We start from the raw sequence: 19,405 nt of genomic DNA on the forward strand, positions 1-19,405 counted from the left end.
GCGCCGATGGTACTGCCGATTGGTGGGAGAGTAGGTCGCCGCCTTCTTCGAAAGCCCTTTACAGAAATGTGAAGGGCTTTTTTTATGGGATAAACGCAACAACAAAGGCAGGGGAGCATCATCTGAAACTATACTTTGAATAGTCTGTCACATCCTGGCTCTCAGCGGATCGATACCATATCCAGTAAATCATGAAGAATGCTTATTTTTTTGTTGGCCTCCCGTAATCGATAGGACATTTTTTCCAACAACCGATATGCCAGAGAGGAGTCCCGGTGTATTGACTTCAACAGACTTTTCTTGTCAACGGTGAGTATATTGGTTTCTCCGACAGCTCTGACTGTACAGGATCGGACATCTTGTTGAAAAAGACCCATTTCTCCAAAGAAGTCGGATTCTTTTAATTCTGCAATTTTAACTTCTCCCTTCGTCGTTTCATAAATGACTTCCGCCCTGCCACCCTGTATCACATACAGGCAATTTCCCGGGGTGCCCTGTTTTATGATGGTTTCTCCGTCTTTATAGAGTTTACCTAGCTTTTTATTTTTCATAGTCGTGACTATTAAATGAGGGTAGGTTTGAGATTACCGAACTGCTGAGAAGTCCACCCAGGAGGGCAGGATGCAAAAAGCGCCTGAGAATATTCCGATACCCTGCGCTGCCTGTAAAGGTGTCCCAAAGTGCCGAACTCATCCTGAAAGCGGAATGACGATCTGCTTGTTCTCTGGCAATCAGATTCAGGATACCTCTTTTGAAAAGTGGAGATTTCTGTATCAGTTTCGTGAAATGGAAGATCAATTCCCCTGCTTTGTTATCCCTGTCCATATCCCTGCATATCGGGGCATAATAGTTTTTAAAATGACGCTCACTGATGCCCTGGAAGATCGCTGTGCTTGCTGCGGCTTTTCCGGTTATGAAAGCTGCCCCGATCCCGTTTTTATACAATTTTGAGGAGGCTGAATCACCGACCATGACCATACGGTCAGCATATGCATGATGGCCACCGCTGACATTAATAAAAGGATAGCATTGGCAGGGCATGGTTCTTTCTACAGGGAAATCCCTGGGAAAACAGGCCCTGACATGATTTGAAGTTATAAACCTTTGAACCACTTCTTTGTTTATGTCCTTACCCAGGAGTACCAGGGTCACATAATTCTCTTTGGGAATCAGGGCACCGAAAGTAATCTGGGGAAGGTTCAGGAGAAAAACATGCATGGAACTTCCGAAGCATTCTTTAATGTCGGCGGGTTTCATCATAAACTCGCTGATATACGTTCTGGTCACCCTGGGTTTTAAATAGGCAGGACAAATATTTTTAAACAGATTCAGGGATCTCTTATTAAGTCCGACTGCCCCGACTACAAGGTCATATCTGTTTACATCGGTCTTTGAATGCCCTACCAGAATCCCATCGTCTATACGCTCAACTGTGGATATTTTTTTATGTATGATTCGGGCCCCTTTTTTATGGCAAAGCCCCAGTAAATAATTATCAAACCCCTTCACGTTTTTATCAAGGCACCCCCTCGGCCCGCATCCCCTGAAAACAGATGCAATGCGGTGTTCATTACTTGGAATATGGATAACACGGGTACCCTGCTCAGTGTGCATTGTATAGGAATTGATTTTACGTTGGATAATATCTGAGGGGATAATCATACCATCTGTCGCAAGGTCCTGCACAAGGGATTCGGAAATAATCCCCCCACACTGATTGCAGCCTGAAGCGCCTGCCCGGGTAAAATCTTTTGCTTCAAAAATATCGAGGTCAAGGCTCAGGCCAAATATTCGAGCGTATTCCAGAGCATAGTAACTGAAAAAACTTCCTGCAGGGCCACCTCCGATCACGGCGATGCGAGATCCATTGGCCAATTCTATCCCGGGAGTAGATGAATGAGTCATGACAGCCCTTTAAAGACCTGAACCATTCTGCCAAAGAAGTACCGAGGGTATCGGTTTGCATACCCAAATCTTAGCTAGCCAAGTCATGTTATAAGGTAGATGGAAGGTTTTTTCCGTCCAATGATTTATATCATTTATGCCAGATTTAAGTTATCTGAAAAATGCCTTCAGTTGCCATGAGAATCCAGACGAAAAAATGAAACAAACGACATGGATTCCCTGTAAATTCAATGAAGTGTGGCAACACGTATTGGAATAAGTATGACTAAAATCATTGTCATTGAACCCGGATTTTCATTACTTATTATGCATCCATTTACGCATTAATTTTTGACAGATAGGCTAGTAGTGGTAATGGATTTCTAATGTAGGTCCACATGGATTTTAAAAAACTATATAAGGAACTGGTCAGGCGGAACGTTTTCAGGGCAATTGTGGCATACCTTGCTGTCTCGTGGGTGATAATTGAAGCAGCCTCTACGCTCCTCCCGACTTTCGGCGCACCTGAATTTCTACTTAAAGGACTGATTTATCTCCTTGGCATTGGCTTTATATTCTGGACCGGATTTTCATGGATTTATGACCTGACACCTGAGGGGCTTCAGAAAACCACCAACGAATCCGTCTCCCCGGAAAACAGGCAATTTGATAATCGCCGGCTCAACGCAGTCATCGTGGGGTCAGGTATAATGGCATTATTGGTATTGCTCGCAGGAAGTTTTTGGGCGGGCTCCAAATGGAACAGCCCCGATAAGCTTGAACATTTCCGCATTGCTGTTTTACCCTTTGAAGACCGGTCTGACAATACAGAATTTGATTACCTTAAAGAAGGGCTTGCCGAAGATGTTATAAGCGAACTGGCCAATTCAAAAAGGTTATCGGTAATCTCTTCCAAATCCTCGTTTCAGTATAGGGATACAGATAAATCCATTGAGCAAATTTCAAAGGAACTCAACGCAGATGTAGTATTAGTCGGGAACTATGCCATTACTAATCAGGATATAGATGTGAAGATGGAGGTTATTGGAGCCAGGGACAATGAAATCCTTAACTATGCTTCTATAACTGGCAAACTGTCCCATATCAGTGATATCTCCGGGAATATTGGGGCAAATATCTATGGGGCTCTGGAAATTCCCGAAAGTAAGGCCGTTAAAACCATCAGAGCTGAGACGAAAGATGTGAATGTAGAAGCCTTCAAATTCAACGCCCTTGGCAAAAGTGCCATGCGCGATCATACCGGGCAGAAGCGGGAGGAAATTACCCGCTATTTTAAGGCAGCTATTGAAAAGGATTCCACTTATGCAGATCCTTATATCGGTATGGCCGAAGCTCTTATTTTTGATGTAAACCGGGGTTATATTTCATCTGCCGAAGCTTCAGGGGAAATAAAGGAGTATGCACTGAAGGCAGAGAAATTGAACCCGGGAAGTGGCCAGGTAAGTTGCATTATGGGGATCATCCATAGTTTTGAATACGACTTTAACGGAGCGGTGCCCTACTTTGAGATAGCCCTGGAAAAAAGCCCCAATTATGCGCTAACGTACCAGTGGTATGCTTTTGCTTTAGAAATGCTGGGAGATTTTGAAAAAGCCCTGGAATTGCAGAAGAAAGCCGGTAATCTGGATCCCCTGGATAACTTTAATGAAATATACCTGGCCATGAATTATATTTTTCAGGGGAAACTCAATCGAGCCCAGCAGGTAATCGACAACAAACTGGCCTTAAATCCGGATCACTTGGAAACATTATGGATTAAAGCGGTTCTATTGTCAGAAAAGGGCATGTACCAGGAAGCTTATGATTTACTGGTAAAGAGGGAACTTGGACTGGAAACAGGATTTATACCTGGCTATGTTTTTGCCAGGTTGGGCCAGAAAGAAAGGGCGCAACGTGTTTTGGATAATATGTTATCACGATCCTATGTGCCACCCTCTCAAATTGCCATTCTCCTATGTGGTCTGGAGGAATACGAGGCGGCTATAGAGAAGGTTGAAGAGGCTTTTCTCTTACATGATCAATGGATAGGCTGGGCCTTATTCAGTTCTATGACGGATCCGATTAAAACGGATCCCAGATTTCGTTCTATTATGCAACAAATCAACAACAAAAAACAAAACATGCGTGTGGTCAGTGGCACCGTACCCAGTAAATTCCCCGGCAACTAGGATTAACAGGCTGTTTCTGTGCATGCCTGTTGAAGTGGAGCATAAACCTGAAGGAGAAATGCACTGCCACTACGTTTGAAAAATTTCATCAAACGCACTAATTCCCAACCGTAAGAACCTTCAGCATCCCCTTTTCACTGGTATTGGGTACCTCCGAAATGAGCACATAAGATCCCGGTTTCAGGTCCGCTTCAAAATATTGGGTGCTGCCTTGTGGCGAATCATTAGTGCCCCCGAGAAAAGTGAAACCATCAGGGGCTGTGGAACTCATTAACCCTGTGGGGGTTGCCCAATTGATCCAGTCCTCCAGTGCTTTAACATCAGCCTCAGGCTCCATGGCTACCAGGTTCACGTCGTGCCCTACAAAATTTTCATGCACCACTTGATCCGTGTAAGTTACCCGGAAGGTCGTTTTGCCAGCTTTGGGCTGGCCATTCCAATTGATTCCGCCCTGACTCGAGATACTGATGTCCATATCGGCCCCGGGGGGAGACATGCCACTATCTGTGGATCTTACGATGAGTTCCTTTGCCATTCCCATAGAGGTATGGAACCTCCCGTCCGGCATCCGGACATAGCATTCCATTACGTAGTATCCCGGTTCGAGTTTAATGGTAGTAACGGCGGTTTTACCCGCTGAAATCAACCCGGTCCCACCTGAGAAGATGACCTTTGAAAACCATTCCGGCAGCTTGCCAAAGGCCTCCATAGATTCTTCCATTTTGCCTTCCATAATCAGAGACATACCCTCCTCAAAAGCCGGGGCTACTTCTGCTATGGTATTCTCTATGGTAATTCCTTCCGGATACTTGTCGAGTAAAATAAAATGGGGTTCTGTAGACTGGTTCTCATATACGAATGTGTTCCAGCCTGAATTAATGGTGTCAGGGGCATAGAATTCCATGGATTTGGTGGTTACCTGAATGGAAACAGGCGCTTGCTCTGCTAATGGATCAGGTTCGGGTTTTTCTTTGGGGTCCGATTTACAGGAGCCGACCCCAAGCAGCAAGACTAAACCGGAAACCCTGAGAAACAGGGTGGATTTACTGTAGGTGTACATAAGTTAGAGTATCTGATTTACACTAACTTACAAAAAAATTCTGATTTTGACTGGGTGTCTTTACGCGTGCCTTTGATCGGCTCGACAGGCGCTATTTTTGCAAAATACTCCGAGAGATCACGATCTTCTGGATCTCCGAGGTGCCCTCGTAGATCTGGGTAATCTTGGCATCGCGCATCATGCGTTCCACATGATATTCTTTAACATAACCGTTGCCCCCATGAATTTGCACCGCTTCCACGGCTGTCTCCATGGCCACCTGAGAAGCGTAAAGCTTGGCCATGGCCCCTGAAAGTACATAGTCGTTACCCTGATCTTTATCAACAGCGGCCTTATAAACCATAAAACGGGCCGCTTCAATCTGGGTATGCATATCCGCAAGTTTAAAGGCGATAGCCTGGTGATTCGCAATTTCCTTCCCAAACGCCTTACGTTCCTTAGAATATTTTAAAGCGAGTTCGTATGCCCCCGCTGCAATACCAAGTGCCTGGGCTGCAATACCTATACGGCCTCCAGCCAGGGTCTTCATGGCAAACTTAAAACCAAAACCATCAGCTCCGATCCGATTTTCCTTGGGCACCCTGACGTCGGTGAACATCAGGGAGTGGGTATCGCTCCCGCGAATCCCCATTTTTTGTTCCTTGGGTCCTATTTCAAAACCTTCCATACCTTTTTCGACAATCAGGGCATTAATCCCTTTATGTCCTTTTTCGACATCGGTCTGCGCGATTACCAGATAGACCTCTGCGGATGAACCATTGGTAATCCAGTTCTTGGTTCCGTTTAGCAGATAGTGGTCCCCTTTGTCAATAGCCGTAGTTTTCTGGGAAGTAGCGTCGCTTCCCGCCTCGGGCTCGGACAGGCAGAAGGCACCTATGATTTCTCCCGTGGAAAGGCGTTTCAGGTATTTTTGTTTCTGCTCCTCCGAACCATAGGTTTCCAGTCCCCAGCACACCAGGGAGTTGTTTACCGAGACCACAACAGAAGAAGATGCATCCACCTTGGAGAGTTCTTCCATTACCAGGACATAGGAAAGGGTATCCATCCCGCTGCCTCCGTAGGTGGGATCTACCATCATCCCCATAAAGCCTAGTTCTCCCATTTTTTGGATCTGGGTCCTGGGGAATTCCTGCTTCTCATCTCTCTCAATAACACCAGGCAACAATTCGGTTTGGGCAAAATCCCTTGCGGCTTGTTGAATCATTTGCTGCTCTTCGGTCAAAGTAAAATCCATAGGGGGTCGGGCTTTTCATTAAGGGGTACAAATATACGGCCAGAATCTATTTTTATCAACACTATGAGCACTTACCTGCACTCCTCCTTCCCGCCTTTCGAGCAGCGGTGCGAGAAGGCCGATGAAATCCTTTTAAAGCTCCTCTTTATTTCTATATTTGTTTGACTGAGCCGAGGAGTTAGGAGATAACCCTTGATCTTTTCGGGCCGGACCGGGCCCCGATACGCAGAGTAAACCGGCTAAAACGTGTTCGTATATGGTAATGAAAGAACTCCTTGAGCGCTTTGAGAATAAAGCACCTGAAATTGTATTCCACTGGAACGATCCGGAAACAGAGGCTGAAGGCTGGACGGTGATTAATTCCCTTCGCGGAGGCGCTGCGGGCGGAGGAACGCGTATGCGAGAGGGTCTCGACATGAATGAAGTGCTCTCACTGGCCAAGACAATGGAAGTGAAATTTACAGTTTCCGGTCCGCCGATCGGGGGAGCCAAATCCGGAATCAACTTTAATCCCGAAGACCCCCGTAAGAAAGGCGTGTTGGAGCGATGGTATGCCGCTGTTTCCCCCCTGTTGAAGAATTATTACGGAACCGGAGGCGATTTGAACGTGGATGAAATCCACGAGGTAATTCCAATTACCGAGGATGCCGGGGTCTGGCACCCACAGGAAGGGGTTTTCAATGGGCATTTCAAACCTACGGAAGCCGATAAGATCAATCGGATCGGACAGTTGCGCATGGGTGTCATCAAGGTGCTCGAAAGCGATGAATATTCCCCCGATCCTTCAAGGAAATATACCGTAGCTGACATGATTACGGGTTTTGGCGTAGCTGAAGCGGTTCGCCATTTTTACGAAATAGGCGGGAGTAGCGTTAAGGGAAAGCGGGCAATAGTGCAAGGTTTTGGTAATGTGGGCGCTGCTGCGGCATTTTACCTCTCTAAGATGGGTGCCCTCATTGTTGGAATAATCGACAGGCACGGAGGTATTGTAAAAGAGGAAGGATTTTCCTTTGAAGAAATCCAAACCTTTTTCAGGAAGAAGAAAGGAAATGCCCTGATCACTGAGGAAATGATCCCCTTTGATAAAATCAATGCGGAAATTTGGAACACCCCTGCTGAAATATTTGCACCCTGTGCAGCCTCCCGACTGATTACCCGGGAACAGATAACGACACTTATAGATACAGGGCTAGAGGTCATCTCATGCGGGGCGAATGTCCCGTTTGCAGATAAAGAAATATTCTTTGGCCCCATAATGGAATACACAGACCAGCGGGTTAGCCTGATCCCCGACTTTATTTCGAACTGTGGAATGGCCAGGGTTTTTGCTTATTTCATGGAGGGAAGGGTAACTATGGAGGACACTGCCATATTTAATGACACTTCAGAAGTCATCCGAAAGGCAATTTTGAATATATTTAAGGAAAATCCATCAAAACGAAACCTGAGCCGCACGGCCTTTGAACTTGCGCTTAAGCAGCTCGTGTAATAAATAAATGACCTTTTTATGGAAACCATCGTAATTATTGTTTTCGTCGTAGGGTACCTTGCGATAACCCTTGAACACAATCTGAAAATCGATAAACTCATCCCTGCACTTGCCATGATGGCAATTCTTTGGGCGATTATTGCTCTTGCGCATTTGCCTGTTTTTGAGGTTAATACGGAGTTAAAGGAACTGGAACCCTCCCACCTGGATGAAATGTTATTGCATCACCTTGGGAAGACCGCTGAGATCCTGGTATTCCTGCTAGGGGCGATGACCATTGTGGAGATCATCGATTATTTCAACGGGTTTGCGACCATCAAGGGATACATCCGTACCCGGAGTAAACGCAAACTGCTCTGGTTGTTCTCCATACTGGCTTTTATTCTTTCTGCGATTATTGATAACCTGACGGCGACGATCGTACTGATTACAATCCTTCAGAAGGTGATCAAAGACCGGGAAACACGGTTGTGGTTTGCAGGTTTAATAATTATCAATGCCAATGCAGGGGGGGCCTGGTCGCCCATCGGAGATGTTACGACAACCATGCTCTGGATCGCCAACAAGGTAAGTGCTTCCCAGCTGGTCATTCACGTCCTTTTGCCTTCAATTATGTGTACGGTAGTGCCAACGGCTATCGCAAGCAGGTTTAAAATCTTCCAGGGCGAGATTGATGCGGATCTAGAACAGGATACTGACCGGACCTCTAAATTTGGTCCTACCATGTTGTATCTGGGATTGGGAGCCATCGTTTTTGTTCCGTTCTTTAAAACCATTACGCATCTTCCCCCTTATGTGGGCATGATGTTATCCCTGGCAATTGTGGCTACGTTTGCTGAAATCTACAGTAACGCCAAATTCAGTATTTCTTCTCTGGATAGAGACACGGCACTGGAAAGTGAAGAACACTCCCAACACGGGCCGGTGCACTCCTCCCTTTCTAAAATTGAACTTCCCAGCATCCTTTTTTTCCTGGGGATCCTCCTGGCGGTTGCTGCCCTGGAATCCCTTGGATATCTGTTCCACTATGCTGAGTCCATGAATCAGGCGATCCCCAATACGGATTACGTTGTAATGCTTCTTGGAATCGGATCGGCCGTCATTGATAATGTGCCTCTGGTAGCGGCGAGTATGGGAATGTTTTCCCAGGGCATGGATAGCCCGCTCTGGCACTTTATTGCTTATTCCGCCGGAACAGGGGGCAGTATGCTCATTATTGGCTCGGCCGCAGGGGTTGTTGCCATGGGTATGGAGAAGATCGATTTCTTCTGGTATTTCCGCAAAATCGCATGGCTCGCCTTAGCCGGATTTCTGGCCGGAGCCCTTGTTTTTGTCCTTTTAAGAGATTTTGTTCTGCACACATAATTAAAACCGGGAATCACCGTTATTAACAGCAACATTAAGAACATCTATCTATGCTATTGTTTCAGGATGTTGTAGATGAAACCCAGCTGGGCGAATTCGCATCTGAAGAGAAAACACTTTCGGTAATCGATCTGATTTTCAACGGAGGGACCGGAAGTATTGTAATCATCTCGGTACTCTTTGTCATGCTGGCCGTGGCCATGTATATCTATTTTGAACGCCTTCTGGCGATCAAGGCAGCCTCAAAGATCGATAAGAATTTTATGAATCAGATTCGGGACCACATCACAGGTGGGAAGATTGAGTCTGCCAAAATCCTATGCGCTCAGACGGATAGTCCTGTGGCGCGGTTGGTAGAAAAAGGGATCTCCAGAATAGGGAAACCCCTGGATGATATCAATACGGCTATCGAAAATGCAGGTACCCTTGAAGTCTACAAGTTGGAGAAGAATGTGACTGTTCTGGCTACTGTGGCCGGAGCGGCTCCTATGATTGGATTTTTGGGAACCGTAATCGGAATGATTCTCGCCTTTCACCAGATGGCCACCAGCGGTGGACAGGCTGAAATGGGAGCTTTGGCTTCAGGTATTTATACCGCTATGACCACGACTGTAGCAGGTCTTGTAGTTGGAATTATCGCCTATGTGGGGTACAACCATTTGGTTAACCGCACAGATAAGGTGATACATAAAATGGAGGCCAACGCGACAGAATTTCTCGATTTACTTAGCGAACCCGTTTAAGAACACCGTATGAAACTGAAAGGAAGGAATAAGGTTAGCCCTGAGTTCAGCATGTCCTCAATGACGGACATCGTCTTCCTGCTGCTTATATTTTTCATGCTTACGGCCAATACCCCAAATGCCCTTGATTTATTACTGCCCAAGGCCAGGGGAAAATCGACCAACACGCAGAATGTCTCCGTAACCATCAATAAGGATCTGGAGTATTTTGTAAACAATGAGCAGATCAACAAGGAGTATATTGAAATCGAACTAAAAAAGGCACTGGAGGGTCAGGAGAAGCCAACCATTATATTGAGGGCTGAGGAGAGTGTTGCCATTAAGGAAGCCGTTAATGTTATGGATGTCGCTAACCGCAATAGTTACAAAGTAATCCTCGCTGTGCGTCCTAAGTGATGCCGTTGCTCGACACGAGACACAAGAAGAAATCCTTTACACTTACAACCCTTTTGTTAAGTGTACTTATCCTTTTGCTTTTTTATATAGGCCTGACGTATCTGGAGCCCCCTCCGGAAAGCGGAATTACCGTGAATTTCGGGACAATGGAATTCGGTATGGGCGATCAGCAACCCACAGAACCGATCAGACAGCGACAGTCGGAACCTGTAGTTGAGGAGGAACAACCTGAGGAAATTCAGGAAACCGCTGCCGAGGCTATGCCTGACGAGCCCGAAGAGGCGGCAGAAGCAGTTGATGAGCCCCAGGAACCCGTACTTACCCAGGAGGAGGAAGAATCCATTCGCATAAAACAACAGGAGCAGGAGCGTCAGCGGAAAGCCGACCAGGTCGCTCGTGAAGCCAAGGCAAAAGCAGACCGGGAGGCAAGAGAGGCAAGGGAAGCCCGGGAGGAAGAAGCGCGTATTGCCCGTGAAAAGGCAGAAGCAGAGGAACGCGCCCGCCAGGCCCAGGAAGCCAAGAAAAGGGAGTTGGATGCAATGATGGGCGGATTAAACAATTCCGAGGGACAAGCCGAAGGTGGAGAAGGGGACGACAACAGGGCCGGTGATAAGGGGAATCCGGATGGAGACCCCTATGCGAGTTCATATTACGGTGCCCCTGGAAGTGGTAGTGGTTCTGGAGGCTATGGGCTGAGCGGACGTTCGCTTCAGGGAAAGAGTGTATACAAACAGGACTGCAATCAGGCCGGAATCGTAGTAGTGCAAATAGAAGTAGACCGGACGGGTAAGGTAATCAAGGCTACGCCCGGAGCACGCGGGACTACCAATACGGATCCCTGTTTGCTGGAGCCTGCCCGAAAAACGGCAATGGCCCACCGATGGAATTCAGATTCTAAAGCCCCGGGACGGCAAATTGGCTTCGTGGTCGTTAATTTCAAACTAGGTCAATAACCCGATGACATATCCGGAAACCCTGGATTGGATGTTTGCCCGCCTGCCGATGTACCAGCAAAGGGGTGCTTCCGCCCTGAATGCCAAGCTCGAGACGATTCAGGAATTTTCATCGTATTTAGGAAATCCGCACCTGGACTTCCGTAGCATACATGTAGCCGGCACCAATGGCAAAGGCTCGAGCAGCCATATGCTCGCCTCGGTTTTACAGGAGGCCGGATACAAAACCGGCTTGTACACCTCTCCGCATTTAAAAGATTTCCGCGAGCGAATTCGTATTGATGGTCGTGAAATCCCCGAGTCTTCTGTCATCCGGTTTATCGAGCAGCATAAAACCTATCTGGAAGCCCATTCCCTCTCCTTTTTTGAGTTGACCGTCGGAATGGCCTTTGAATACTTCAGCGCAGAAAAGGTGGATATTGCCGTAATTGAAGTAGGACTGGGTGGACGCCTGGATTCAACCAACATCATTACCCCCGAAGTAAGCCTTATCACCAATATAGGCATGGATCATATGGAGTTCCTTGGAAATACGCTGCCAGAGATCGCCTGGGAAAAGGCTGGGATCATCAAACCCGGAGTACCTGTAGTCGTAAGTGAAGCACAGGCCGGGGTAGCCCATGTTTTCAAAGAGGCGGCCGCCCAACGGGAGGCGCCGCTTTTTTTTGCCGAAACGATTGACGCTGCCCAATACCCTACAGATCTGAATGGCAGTTATCAAAAAAAGAATATCGCCGGGGTACTGGAAACCTTAAAACATTTGGATTCGTTTCCTGTAAGTACCGCGCACATTCAGGAAGGACTCCTGAATGTAGCCGGAAATACTGGACTTCTTGGCCGATGGCAGACCCTTGGAGAGCGACCCAGAATTCTCTGCGATACCGCCCACAACCCGGATGGATTAAAATTGGTCATGGCACAATTGCTCAATCAGGAATTCAGAAACCTGCATATTGTACTTGGATTTGTTCGGGAGAAAGCTTTGGATAAGATACTGGGACTGTTCCCACAACACGCCAGGTATTACTTTGCCCGCCCGGATATCCCCAGAGGACTTGATGTACAGACACTTCAAAAAGAGGCTTCCTTGTACGGTTTGGAGGGTGAGGCATATCATTCTGTGGGACAGGCCCTGAATGCAGCCCGAAAGGCTGCTGCAGCTGAAGACCTTATTTTTGTAGGAGGCAGCACATTTGTAGTGGCTGAGGTCGTTTGAAAATTTGAATAATTTCTTTTGGGAACCTAAAAACTATTCTATATTTGCACACCCTTTACGGGCTCTTAGCTCAGTTGGTTCAGAGCACCTGCCTTACAAGCAGGGGGTCACTGGTTCGAATCCAGTAGGGCCCACATCACTCAGAAAACCCGCACAGACTTGTGCGGGTTTTTTCATTTCGGACCGAGCCAAACTTGTTTGAGATTGTGATGGCGAAATGAAAAACAACAATCCGGCACAGCCTAGCCACCGCACCACCTGGCTCCTCGCTGTTGAAGCTCCACCGGAGCTTCAACGGGCACTCGGCCCTCTAATTGCAGGAGTGGGTCTTCTCTGGATCACGCGCGATGCGCGTAATCCAATGTTTCCTTTTATTTAAACTGCAAGCCAAACTTGTTTGAGCTTGCGAAGGCGAAATGAAAAACAACAATCCGGCACGGCCCAGCCACCGCACCACCTGGCTCCTTGCTGGTGAAGGTCCACCGGAGCTTCAACGCGCGCTCAGCCCTCTCCAAACCCGAACTTTTTTCCTAAATTGAAGCAAACTAAAAGACCGGGAACTGCCATTCCCAGGTTTGTTTTGCTTACGGCGCATCCAAGGGGCTGCTCACTCAGGCGGTGCCTTTCAGACGCCGCTATTGGCATAAACAAAGCTCGGAACAGGGCATACCCAGGGCCTTTTCGAACAATTATGGAAAGCCATATGAAAAATACTATTCTCACAACAATGCTTCTTTTGGCTTTGACCTTTCAAAGCTATTGTCAGGCTGATACAGTTCAATTAATTGAACCTACAGGGAAATACACCGTGGGAACTTCAATTTACGAATGGATAGATGAGTCAAGGGAGATGAAGGTACGAGCTGGCTTTACTCAGAAAAGAGCAATAGTAACTCAATTTTGGTATCCAGCCAAATCTGATTCAACCTTGGTAAAAGCCTCATACAGTGCATTGTCCAACGAGTATCAGAAAACATTGACCAATTCTTATTTAAGGGCTTCATTGGCCAAAGAAATTCATAGGGCACCTTTAATCATCATAGTGCCCGGAAGAGGAACAGAAAGATTTCTTTACTCCACAATTGCTGAAGAATTGGCAAGTCAGGGTTTTGTGGTTGCTTCAGTAGATATGCCTGAGATTGGTTATATAATTTATCAAGATGGCTTCATATTATATCCATCCGATGATTTTAAAACACCAGGCGGAATGATGGCAGGACCATATGAGCGTGTTGATGAATTTTTTAAAAAACCAACCGAAATAGGCTATCAGGACCTAATGTTTGTTTTGAAAAATATTACTGAATTTAACGCGTATGCATTTGAAAATAAATTAGACCTAGAAAATATTGGTGTTTTTGGTCATTCTTTAGGAGGACGGATAGCAGGTGAATTGACTGCCAAATCAGAAAAAGTAAAAGCACTAGCGACTATGGAGGGTATACCGCCACGTGATGTGAGATACGAAGGCAAAATAGTTGTCCCTTCATTAATGATGTGTAGTTCTGGGACCCTAAAATATGCAGTTGACAACTACAATAGTTTTATTGACAATCGGAATAATACAGTTTATATGACCGAGTTGGTCGGCTTTGGGCATAATTCGATGACCGATAATCCCTATTTATACCCTGATAATTTCAGATATGAAATAGATTCTAAAAAAGCCCTTGAGATCAGTCGAACCTTACTGACAGAGTTTTTCAAAGCGTATTTAATAGGTGAAAACGGGCGCTACAAACAAAATATGGATATTGAGTACGTGAATATGATAAAACATAATTAAAACAGTACGCAACCAACCATAAAGGCTGTACCCTTGCAGGATACGTCTTATTTGCTGAACGTTGTGTGTAATTCAAAGCATCCGCCAATAAAGAATGATTTTACCAAAGAATAACTACTTAAAAGCAAGAAACTTCATATTGACAAATGCGAGAATGATAGAAAGGCGTTTGTTTGAATTTCATTTTGAAAATGGAACTTCAGAAGGTGTTTTTCACGCAGTTTATGCCTACCGAAATTCTGACGGAGGTTTTGGACACGGAATGGAACCCGATACTGCATCACCAGAAAGTCAACCTCTCTTTGGCATTATGGCACTTGAAACACTCGATGAAGTTGGTTACTTGACCAAAGAAATCATTCTAAAAGACTTTATGCCATATTTTAAGAGCATAACAACTGAAAAAGGGGGTATTCCCTGGATGTTTAGACCAAAAAGTGAATACCCTTGTGAAGAGCATTTTAAAACAGTTAAAGAATGGGCGGCAATAAGTACTACTGCACCTTTACTTGGAATTTTGGAAAAATATGAGATTGATATTCCTTGGATGAAAAAAGCAGAACAGTTTGTTTGGAGTGAATTTGAGCGAATTAAAGAAAAACACGTTTTCTGCTATTTATGTGTTTCTCGATGGTTAACTTTTTTAGAACATACAAAGAGTCAGGATAAGGCAAAAAAAACAATAAATAATTTAAAAAATTGGATATCGAATAATGGGATAATTTGTGAAGACAAAACTGATGAGGGTTGGGGACTTTATGGAAAACCTCATGGCTTAAATTATGCACCATCAACTAAAAGTATTCTATTCTCTTTATTTTCAAAAATGACAATGGAGTCCGACATAAAAGAATTAATTAGTAGACAAAAAGATGATGGACGATGGGATACTTGGTATGGCATTAGTGAAGGAACAAAATTAGAATGGGCTGGTATTCAAACATTATGGGTATTGAAGGTGCTGAACAACTATGGAAGAATTCAATATTAGACTTTCGAAAAAGAGACTACTCATTAAGTGTTCGTGGGAATCCTATGGATTGGATAAGGGATTTTAAGTGTGATAACGAACGACGAAATTCGTTGGACGGATTACGGGTGGATCGCTATTGGGGTTCAATATGTCGGAATGTATTTGCACGATTTAATCAATCAATATCAAACTATCGGGAATGAAAATGATTGGCAGGTGTTACCTCAGAGGTGCTAATACTTAGGGTTAAGACAAGCGCTCTTAAAACGGGTAGCCCCCGCAATAGTCCGATTTGGAACTTAATAAACAACAAGACCGATATGCTCACTGCCATTCATCCAAAATTACCCATGCGAAACAGAGATGCTACCCGTAATTTCTACCTCGGGGCTCTGGGGTTTCAGGAAATCGGGGACTATGGTGACTATTTGATGGTTCAAAAAGAGGGCATTGAAATTCATTTCTTCGCCTTTCCCGGCCTGAACCCCAAAGAGAATTACGGACAGGTTTATATCAGAACGGATGCTATTGAAACGTACTATAATTCCCTTCTGGAAGCAAAAATCAGGATACATCCTAATGGGGCTTTGGAAGCCAAGCCCTGGGGACAACGGGAATTCTCGCTTCTCGACCCGGACCACAATTTATTGACATTCGGACAGGGCATATAAGGGTGGGAGAGGAGATGTCCCTTGGCACACCACGGAACCAGTTCCCATTTCAGGTAGTGTCATCTTTTCTGGCCCTTAACAATGGTGGGTTACTTTTTAAAACTGGCTCAGCAACTATCAGAGCGCAGATCCTCCTTTTGTTTCTTCAGGGCGCATATCGGGTGCTTGCAGTACTCCCTTTACCAGAGTAAAATATCCCGTTATCAATATTAATACTTGGGAGCAGAAAAGAAATTAATCAAATAAAATATGAGTTTATTGTTCTTCTAGCTGAAAATATTACATACTTTAATCAGGAATATTTAAATAGATTCACTTTATCAAGTTCGAATCTCGGCACTGGAGACTGAAAACTTGATTCAGAAAACTCAAAAATCGCTGTACATGGGATTAAAATCAACTTTTCTTTTAATGCCCTTAATCCTGTTGCTTTCTTTTAATTTTTCATTTGCTCAGGAAAAAACCGTTTCCGGTAAAGTGGTGGATCAGGATGAAGTGCCTCTGCCAGGGGTTTCCGTAGTTGTAGTGGGAACCACTCGAGGGGCCCAGACAGATTTTGACGGGAATTATACCATCCTTGTAAATGTGGGTGAAATTCTCCAGTTTTCCTACATCGGACAAGCCACAGAAGAACGAACTGTCGGAACGTCAAATGTAATTGATGTTCAGCTTTTGGAGCAAACTCAGGAACTGCAGGAAGTCGTTTTACAGGGATACCGGACGGCAACCCGGGTTAAGTCCAGTATTGCTTCCCAGACCATCAATGCTGAGACTATTGAAAATCGACCGAATGCGAATGTGATTCAGACGCTTTCCGGCCAGGTCGCAGGCCTTGCTATAAATACTACCTCCGGCCAACCGGGTGCCGCGCCCACTGTTCGGCTTAGGGGAATCAACTCAATCAATGGGAATACCGCTCCACTATTTATCATTGATGGTGCCCCTGTGGATGAGTCAAGCTTCCGGAGTATCAATCCACAGGAAATTGCTTCTATCGATGTCTTAAAGGATGCCGGTGCTACGGCTGTTTACGGAAACCGAGGTGCAAACGGAGTGGTGGTAATCCAGACTAAGGAAGGAGGATATAATTCCCCCCTTCAGATCAATTATACCGGAATCCTCAGTTACAGCTCCCTTCAGGACAATGATTACAATTTAATGGATTCCCAACAACAACTTAGCCTTGAAAATGAACGCGGACGGGGACTTGGAGCTACCCTGACACCAGGGGAAATAGCTGCTGCCTCAACTTTTGAATGGGGAGATTTCTTTTTTCGAACCGGGTTGACTCAAAATCACAATCTGAGTCTTCAGGGTGGAAGTGAACGTTTTTCCCAATTTACATCCCTGGGATATTTCGAGCAGGAAGGTGTCCTTAAGGCATCTGACCTGAAACGATTCAGTGTCCGAAACAACACGAAGGGGACCAGTGCCAACGACCGGTTTAATTATGCGACAAATCTTTCGGTCAACTATTCGGAATCGAATGAACCAGATTTTGTAGGGGACCAGAGTATTAATCAGAATTATATAATCGGGGGGTACCTTTCAGTTCCCTATGTCACTCCGGATGACTATACCAACGGGGCTGACCTCCTGAATCCCCTTGTGTTTTCCAATACGCCCCTTTTCCTGTTGGACAAACTCCTTACTTTCACCAGAAGGATTGATGAAGTAAAGCTAATTGGAAGTTTTAATGCTTCATATAAGATTACCCCGGAACTGGTGGCGAAAATTATAATGAGCGCGGATTACCAGAATCAAATCCTGACAACGGCCCGGTCCCCTGAATCGTTCAACGCGCTTCTGTTCGGCGCTGCTGAAAATCCCACCTCAGGGTTTCAGGAACAAGCGACAACGAGACAGTTTTCCTACAACCAGGTGACTTCGCTGTCCTATGCGGAATCATGGGGCAAGCATTCAGTCGATATCGGATTATACACGGAATACTTCAAGGCGCATTTTCGCCAGTTTGGGTATTTTGCAAATGGTTTGGATCCCAAGACTTTCTATCCCGGGGATGGGTCAGGTCTTATCCCAGTTCGATTCGATCAGGATGCGCAGGCACTACTTTTTGTAGATACGGCTAATGCGGAAATTCTCAACGCAGGGCTTTTTTCTTACTTCGCCCAGGGAGATTACGATTACGACAGGCGTTTTGGGTTTACCGGAACGATCCGACGGGACGCTTCTTACCGATTTGAGGCAAGCAACAAATGGGCCACCTTTTTTTCCCTGGCAGGACGCTGGAACATCCACAATGAGGGTTTTATGGAAAACACTTCAATTAACCTCCTGAAACTAAGGGCTTCCTATGGTACTGCAGGAAATCAGCGAATCTCCGGTGACAGCTATTTTTCAGCCCCGGACCTGACCAAGAATTTTTTTGCGACAGGACCCGGATATGGAAACCAGAACTCCATATTTCTCTCGCAGATTGCCAACACCCTTCTGACGTGGGAGACGGTTGCTCAATTTAATGTTGGACTGGATTTTGAAGTATTCGATCGACGCCTCCGGGGATCCCTGGATTTCTACGATAAAAAGACCACCGACCTTTACCAAAGCACACCGGTTTCCGCGATTAATTCGGTAACCTCGTTGGATTCGAATGCCGGAGATCTGACGAATCAGGGGGTGGATATAGCCCTGAACTGGCAGGTACTTCGAAGTGCCGAAAAAGACGGGCTAAACCTGACCCTAAACCTGATTGGGAATTTTAACGAAACACGGATAAAGAATATCCCGTCAGAGACAGGATTTACCTTAAATGAGGATGGCCTCACTGGCAATGGGGATGGTCTTACCGGGAATAGAGAGGGTGGAATTTTCAACGAATATTATCTCATACGTTATGCAGGGGTCAATCCTTCAAATGGGAATCTTCAATTCCTTACGGCAGATGGGGATATCACAGAGGCCCCCGATGCAGATACGGACCGCGTTTGGATTGGAAAGAACCTGATCCCCAAATGGCAGGGCAGTTTCGGCTTTGACCTGGAATACAAAGGGTTCTTCCTCACAACACAATTCAATTATGTGACCGGTGTTGATCGGATAGATTTTGACCTGGCCTCATTCCAGGATCCTGATGTAATCGGTCAATTCCGAAGCTCAAGGGACCTTTTGCGGGCATGGTCTGAAGAGAACCCCCGAACCGATATTCCGTCATATGACGCCTTCAACAGGTCGGCTTATACCTCGGATCGCTACCTGAAAGAAGCGGACTACCTGCGTCTGCGGTTTGCCCAGATCGGATACAATTTCCCACAACGATTTATAGAGAAAACCGGTTTGTCCAGGCTCCGTGTCTTCGGAAATGCAGAAAATCTCTTTACATGGACTAAGTGGCGCGGATTCGATCCGGAGGCACAGGATAATACATCACTACTCTATCCAACCCCCAGAATACTTTCGATCGGCTTTGAATTAGGGTTTTAAATAAC

The 19,405-nt window shown here is 45.7% G+C and carries 15 protein-coding genes and 1 tRNA gene; 12 read left to right on the forward strand and 4 right to left on the reverse strand.

The features are described from left to right. Positions 1-161: 161 nt before the first annotated feature. A complete protein-coding gene (locus QU605_RS12150) occupies positions 162-551 on the reverse strand; it encodes a cyclic nucleotide-binding domain-containing protein (protein WP_289725593.1) in 390 nt (129 codons plus the stop codon). Next, positions 541-1,905 (reverse strand): NAD(P)/FAD-dependent oxidoreductase, encoded by a 1,365-nt coding sequence (locus QU605_RS12155; RefSeq protein WP_289725594.1) that lies wholly within the window; start codon positions 1,903-1,905, stop codon positions 541-543. Before QU605_RS12155 ends, QU605_RS12150 begins: the two co-directional genes overlap by 11 nt. A gap of 377 nt (positions 1,906-2,282) precedes the next feature. Between QU605_RS12155 and QU605_RS12160 the strand changes: the two genes are divergently transcribed. Continuing rightward, a complete protein-coding gene (locus tag QU605_RS12160) occupies positions 2,283-4,073 on the forward strand; it encodes a tetratricopeptide repeat protein (protein WP_289725595.1) in 1,791 nt (596 codons plus the stop codon). 97 nt (positions 4,074-4,170) lie between these two features. Here QU605_RS12160 and QU605_RS12165 read toward each other — a convergent pair whose 3' ends face one another. Next, positions 4,171-5,133 (reverse strand): hypothetical protein, encoded by a 963-nt coding sequence (locus QU605_RS12165; protein WP_289725596.1) that lies wholly within the window; start codon positions 5,131-5,133, stop codon positions 4,171-4,173. A 91-nt stretch (positions 5,134-5,224) separates the two neighbouring features. After that, positions 5,225-6,367, reverse strand: a complete 1,143-nt coding sequence (locus QU605_RS12170; protein ID WP_289725597.1) for an acyl-CoA dehydrogenase family protein — start codon at positions 6,365-6,367, stop codon at positions 5,225-5,227. A gap of 262 nt (positions 6,368-6,629) precedes the next feature. Here QU605_RS12170 and QU605_RS12175 point away from each other — a divergent pair, with 262 nt between their 5' ends. The 11 genes from QU605_RS12175 (at position 6,630) to QU605_RS12225 (ending at position 19,400) form a co-directional block, all read left to right on the forward strand. Then, complete coding sequence (locus tag QU605_RS12175) at positions 6,630-7,856, forward strand: Glu/Leu/Phe/Val dehydrogenase dimerization domain-containing protein (RefSeq protein ID WP_289725686.1); 1,227 nt, start codon at positions 6,630-6,632, stop codon at positions 7,854-7,856. Between the two features lie 18 nt (positions 7,857-7,874). After that, positions 7,875-9,221 (forward strand): sodium:proton antiporter NhaD, encoded by a 1,347-nt coding sequence (nhaD, locus tag QU605_RS12180; RefSeq protein ID WP_289725598.1) that lies wholly within the window; start codon positions 7,875-7,877, stop codon positions 9,219-9,221. A gap of 50 nt (positions 9,222-9,271) precedes the next feature. After that, complete coding sequence (locus QU605_RS12185; protein ID WP_289725599.1) at positions 9,272-9,964, forward strand: MotA/TolQ/ExbB proton channel family protein; 693 nt, start codon at positions 9,272-9,274, stop codon at positions 9,962-9,964. Positions 9,965-9,973: 9 nt separating this feature from the next. Continuing rightward, positions 9,974-10,360 carry an ExbD/TolR family protein gene (locus tag QU605_RS12190; RefSeq protein WP_289725600.1) on the forward strand — a complete coding sequence of 129 codons (387 nt, stop codon included), beginning with the start codon at positions 9,974-9,976 and terminating at the stop codon, positions 10,358-10,360. After that, a complete protein-coding gene (locus QU605_RS12195; RefSeq protein ID WP_289725601.1) occupies positions 10,360-11,313 on the forward strand; it encodes an energy transducer TonB in 954 nt (317 codons plus the stop codon). Before QU605_RS12190 ends, QU605_RS12195 begins: the two co-directional genes overlap by 1 nt. A 4-nt stretch (positions 11,314-11,317) precedes the next feature. After that, entirely contained in the window at positions 11,318-12,529 is a 1,212-nt protein-coding gene (locus QU605_RS12200) for a bifunctional folylpolyglutamate synthase/dihydrofolate synthase (RefSeq protein WP_289725602.1), read from the forward strand. 59 nt (positions 12,530-12,588) lie between these two features. Continuing rightward, positions 12,589-12,663 (forward strand) — tRNA-Val (locus tag QU605_RS12205). A gap of 569 nt (positions 12,664-13,232) precedes the next feature. Next, positions 13,233-14,315 (forward strand): alpha/beta hydrolase family protein, encoded by a 1,083-nt coding sequence (locus QU605_RS12210; RefSeq protein ID WP_289725603.1) that lies wholly within the window; start codon positions 13,233-13,235, stop codon positions 14,313-14,315. A 94-nt stretch (positions 14,316-14,409) separates the two neighbouring features. Continuing rightward, positions 14,410-15,306 (forward strand): hypothetical protein, encoded by an 897-nt coding sequence (locus QU605_RS12215; protein ID WP_289725604.1) that lies wholly within the window; start codon positions 14,410-14,412, stop codon positions 15,304-15,306. A gap of 302 nt (positions 15,307-15,608) precedes the next feature. Beyond that, positions 15,609-15,959: a bleomycin resistance protein gene (locus QU605_RS12220; protein WP_289725605.1), complete on the forward strand. Its 351-nt coding sequence runs from the start codon at positions 15,609-15,611 to the stop codon at positions 15,957-15,959. Between the two features lie 384 nt (positions 15,960-16,343). Beyond that, on the forward strand, positions 16,344-19,400 hold the full coding sequence (locus QU605_RS12225; protein WP_289725606.1) for a SusC/RagA family TonB-linked outer membrane protein: 3,057 nt from the start codon (positions 16,344-16,346) through the stop codon (positions 19,398-19,400). The last annotated feature ends 5 nt before the right edge of the window (positions 19,401-19,405 follow it).

The sequence above is a fragment of the Robiginitalea aurantiaca genome (genome assembly GCF_030380815.1).
Classification (GTDB): Bacteria; Bacteroidota; Bacteroidia; order Flavobacteriales; family Flavobacteriaceae; genus Robiginitalea; species Robiginitalea aurantiaca.

Excerpts from the sequence above, each read along its gene's own strand:
- QU605_RS12150 (WP_289725593.1), bottom strand. The coding sequence starts at position 551 with ATGAAAAATAAAAAGCTAGGTAAACTCTATAAAGACGGAGAAACCATC.
- QU605_RS12155 (WP_289725594.1), bottom strand. The coding sequence starts at position 1,905 with ATGACTCATTCATCTACTCCCGGGATAGAATTGGCCAATGGATCTCGC.
- QU605_RS12160 (WP_289725595.1), top strand. The coding sequence starts at position 2,283 with ATGGATTTTAAAAAACTATATAAGGAACTGGTCAGGCGGAACGTTTTC.
- QU605_RS12165 (WP_289725596.1), bottom strand. The coding sequence starts at position 5,133 with ATGTACACCTACAGTAAATCCACCCTGTTTCTCAGGGTTTCCGGTTTA.
- QU605_RS12170 (WP_289725597.1), bottom strand. The coding sequence starts at position 6,367 with ATGGATTTTACTTTGACCGAAGAGCAGCAAATGATTCAACAAGCCGCA.
- QU605_RS12175 (WP_289725686.1), top strand. The coding sequence starts at position 6,630 with ATGAAAGAACTCCTTGAGCGCTTTGAGAATAAAGCACCTGAAATTGTA.
- nhaD (WP_289725598.1), top strand. The coding sequence starts at position 7,875 with ATGGAAACCATCGTAATTATTGTTTTCGTCGTAGGGTACCTTGCGATA.
- QU605_RS12185 (WP_289725599.1), top strand. The coding sequence starts at position 9,272 with ATGCTATTGTTTCAGGATGTTGTAGATGAAACCCAGCTGGGCGAATTC.
- QU605_RS12190 (WP_289725600.1), top strand. The coding sequence starts at position 9,974 with ATGAAACTGAAAGGAAGGAATAAGGTTAGCCCTGAGTTCAGCATGTCC.
- QU605_RS12195 (WP_289725601.1), top strand. The coding sequence starts at position 10,360 with ATGCCGTTGCTCGACACGAGACACAAGAAGAAATCCTTTACACTTACA.
- QU605_RS12200 (WP_289725602.1), top strand. The coding sequence starts at position 11,318 with ATGACATATCCGGAAACCCTGGATTGGATGTTTGCCCGCCTGCCGATG.
- QU605_RS12210 (WP_289725603.1), top strand. The coding sequence starts at position 13,233 with ATGAAAAATACTATTCTCACAACAATGCTTCTTTTGGCTTTGACCTTT.
- QU605_RS12215 (WP_289725604.1), top strand. The coding sequence starts at position 14,410 with ATGATTTTACCAAAGAATAACTACTTAAAAGCAAGAAACTTCATATTG.
- QU605_RS12220 (WP_289725605.1), top strand. The coding sequence starts at position 15,609 with ATGCTCACTGCCATTCATCCAAAATTACCCATGCGAAACAGAGATGCT.
- QU605_RS12225 (WP_289725606.1), top strand. The coding sequence starts at position 16,344 with ATGGGATTAAAATCAACTTTTCTTTTAATGCCCTTAATCCTGTTGCTT.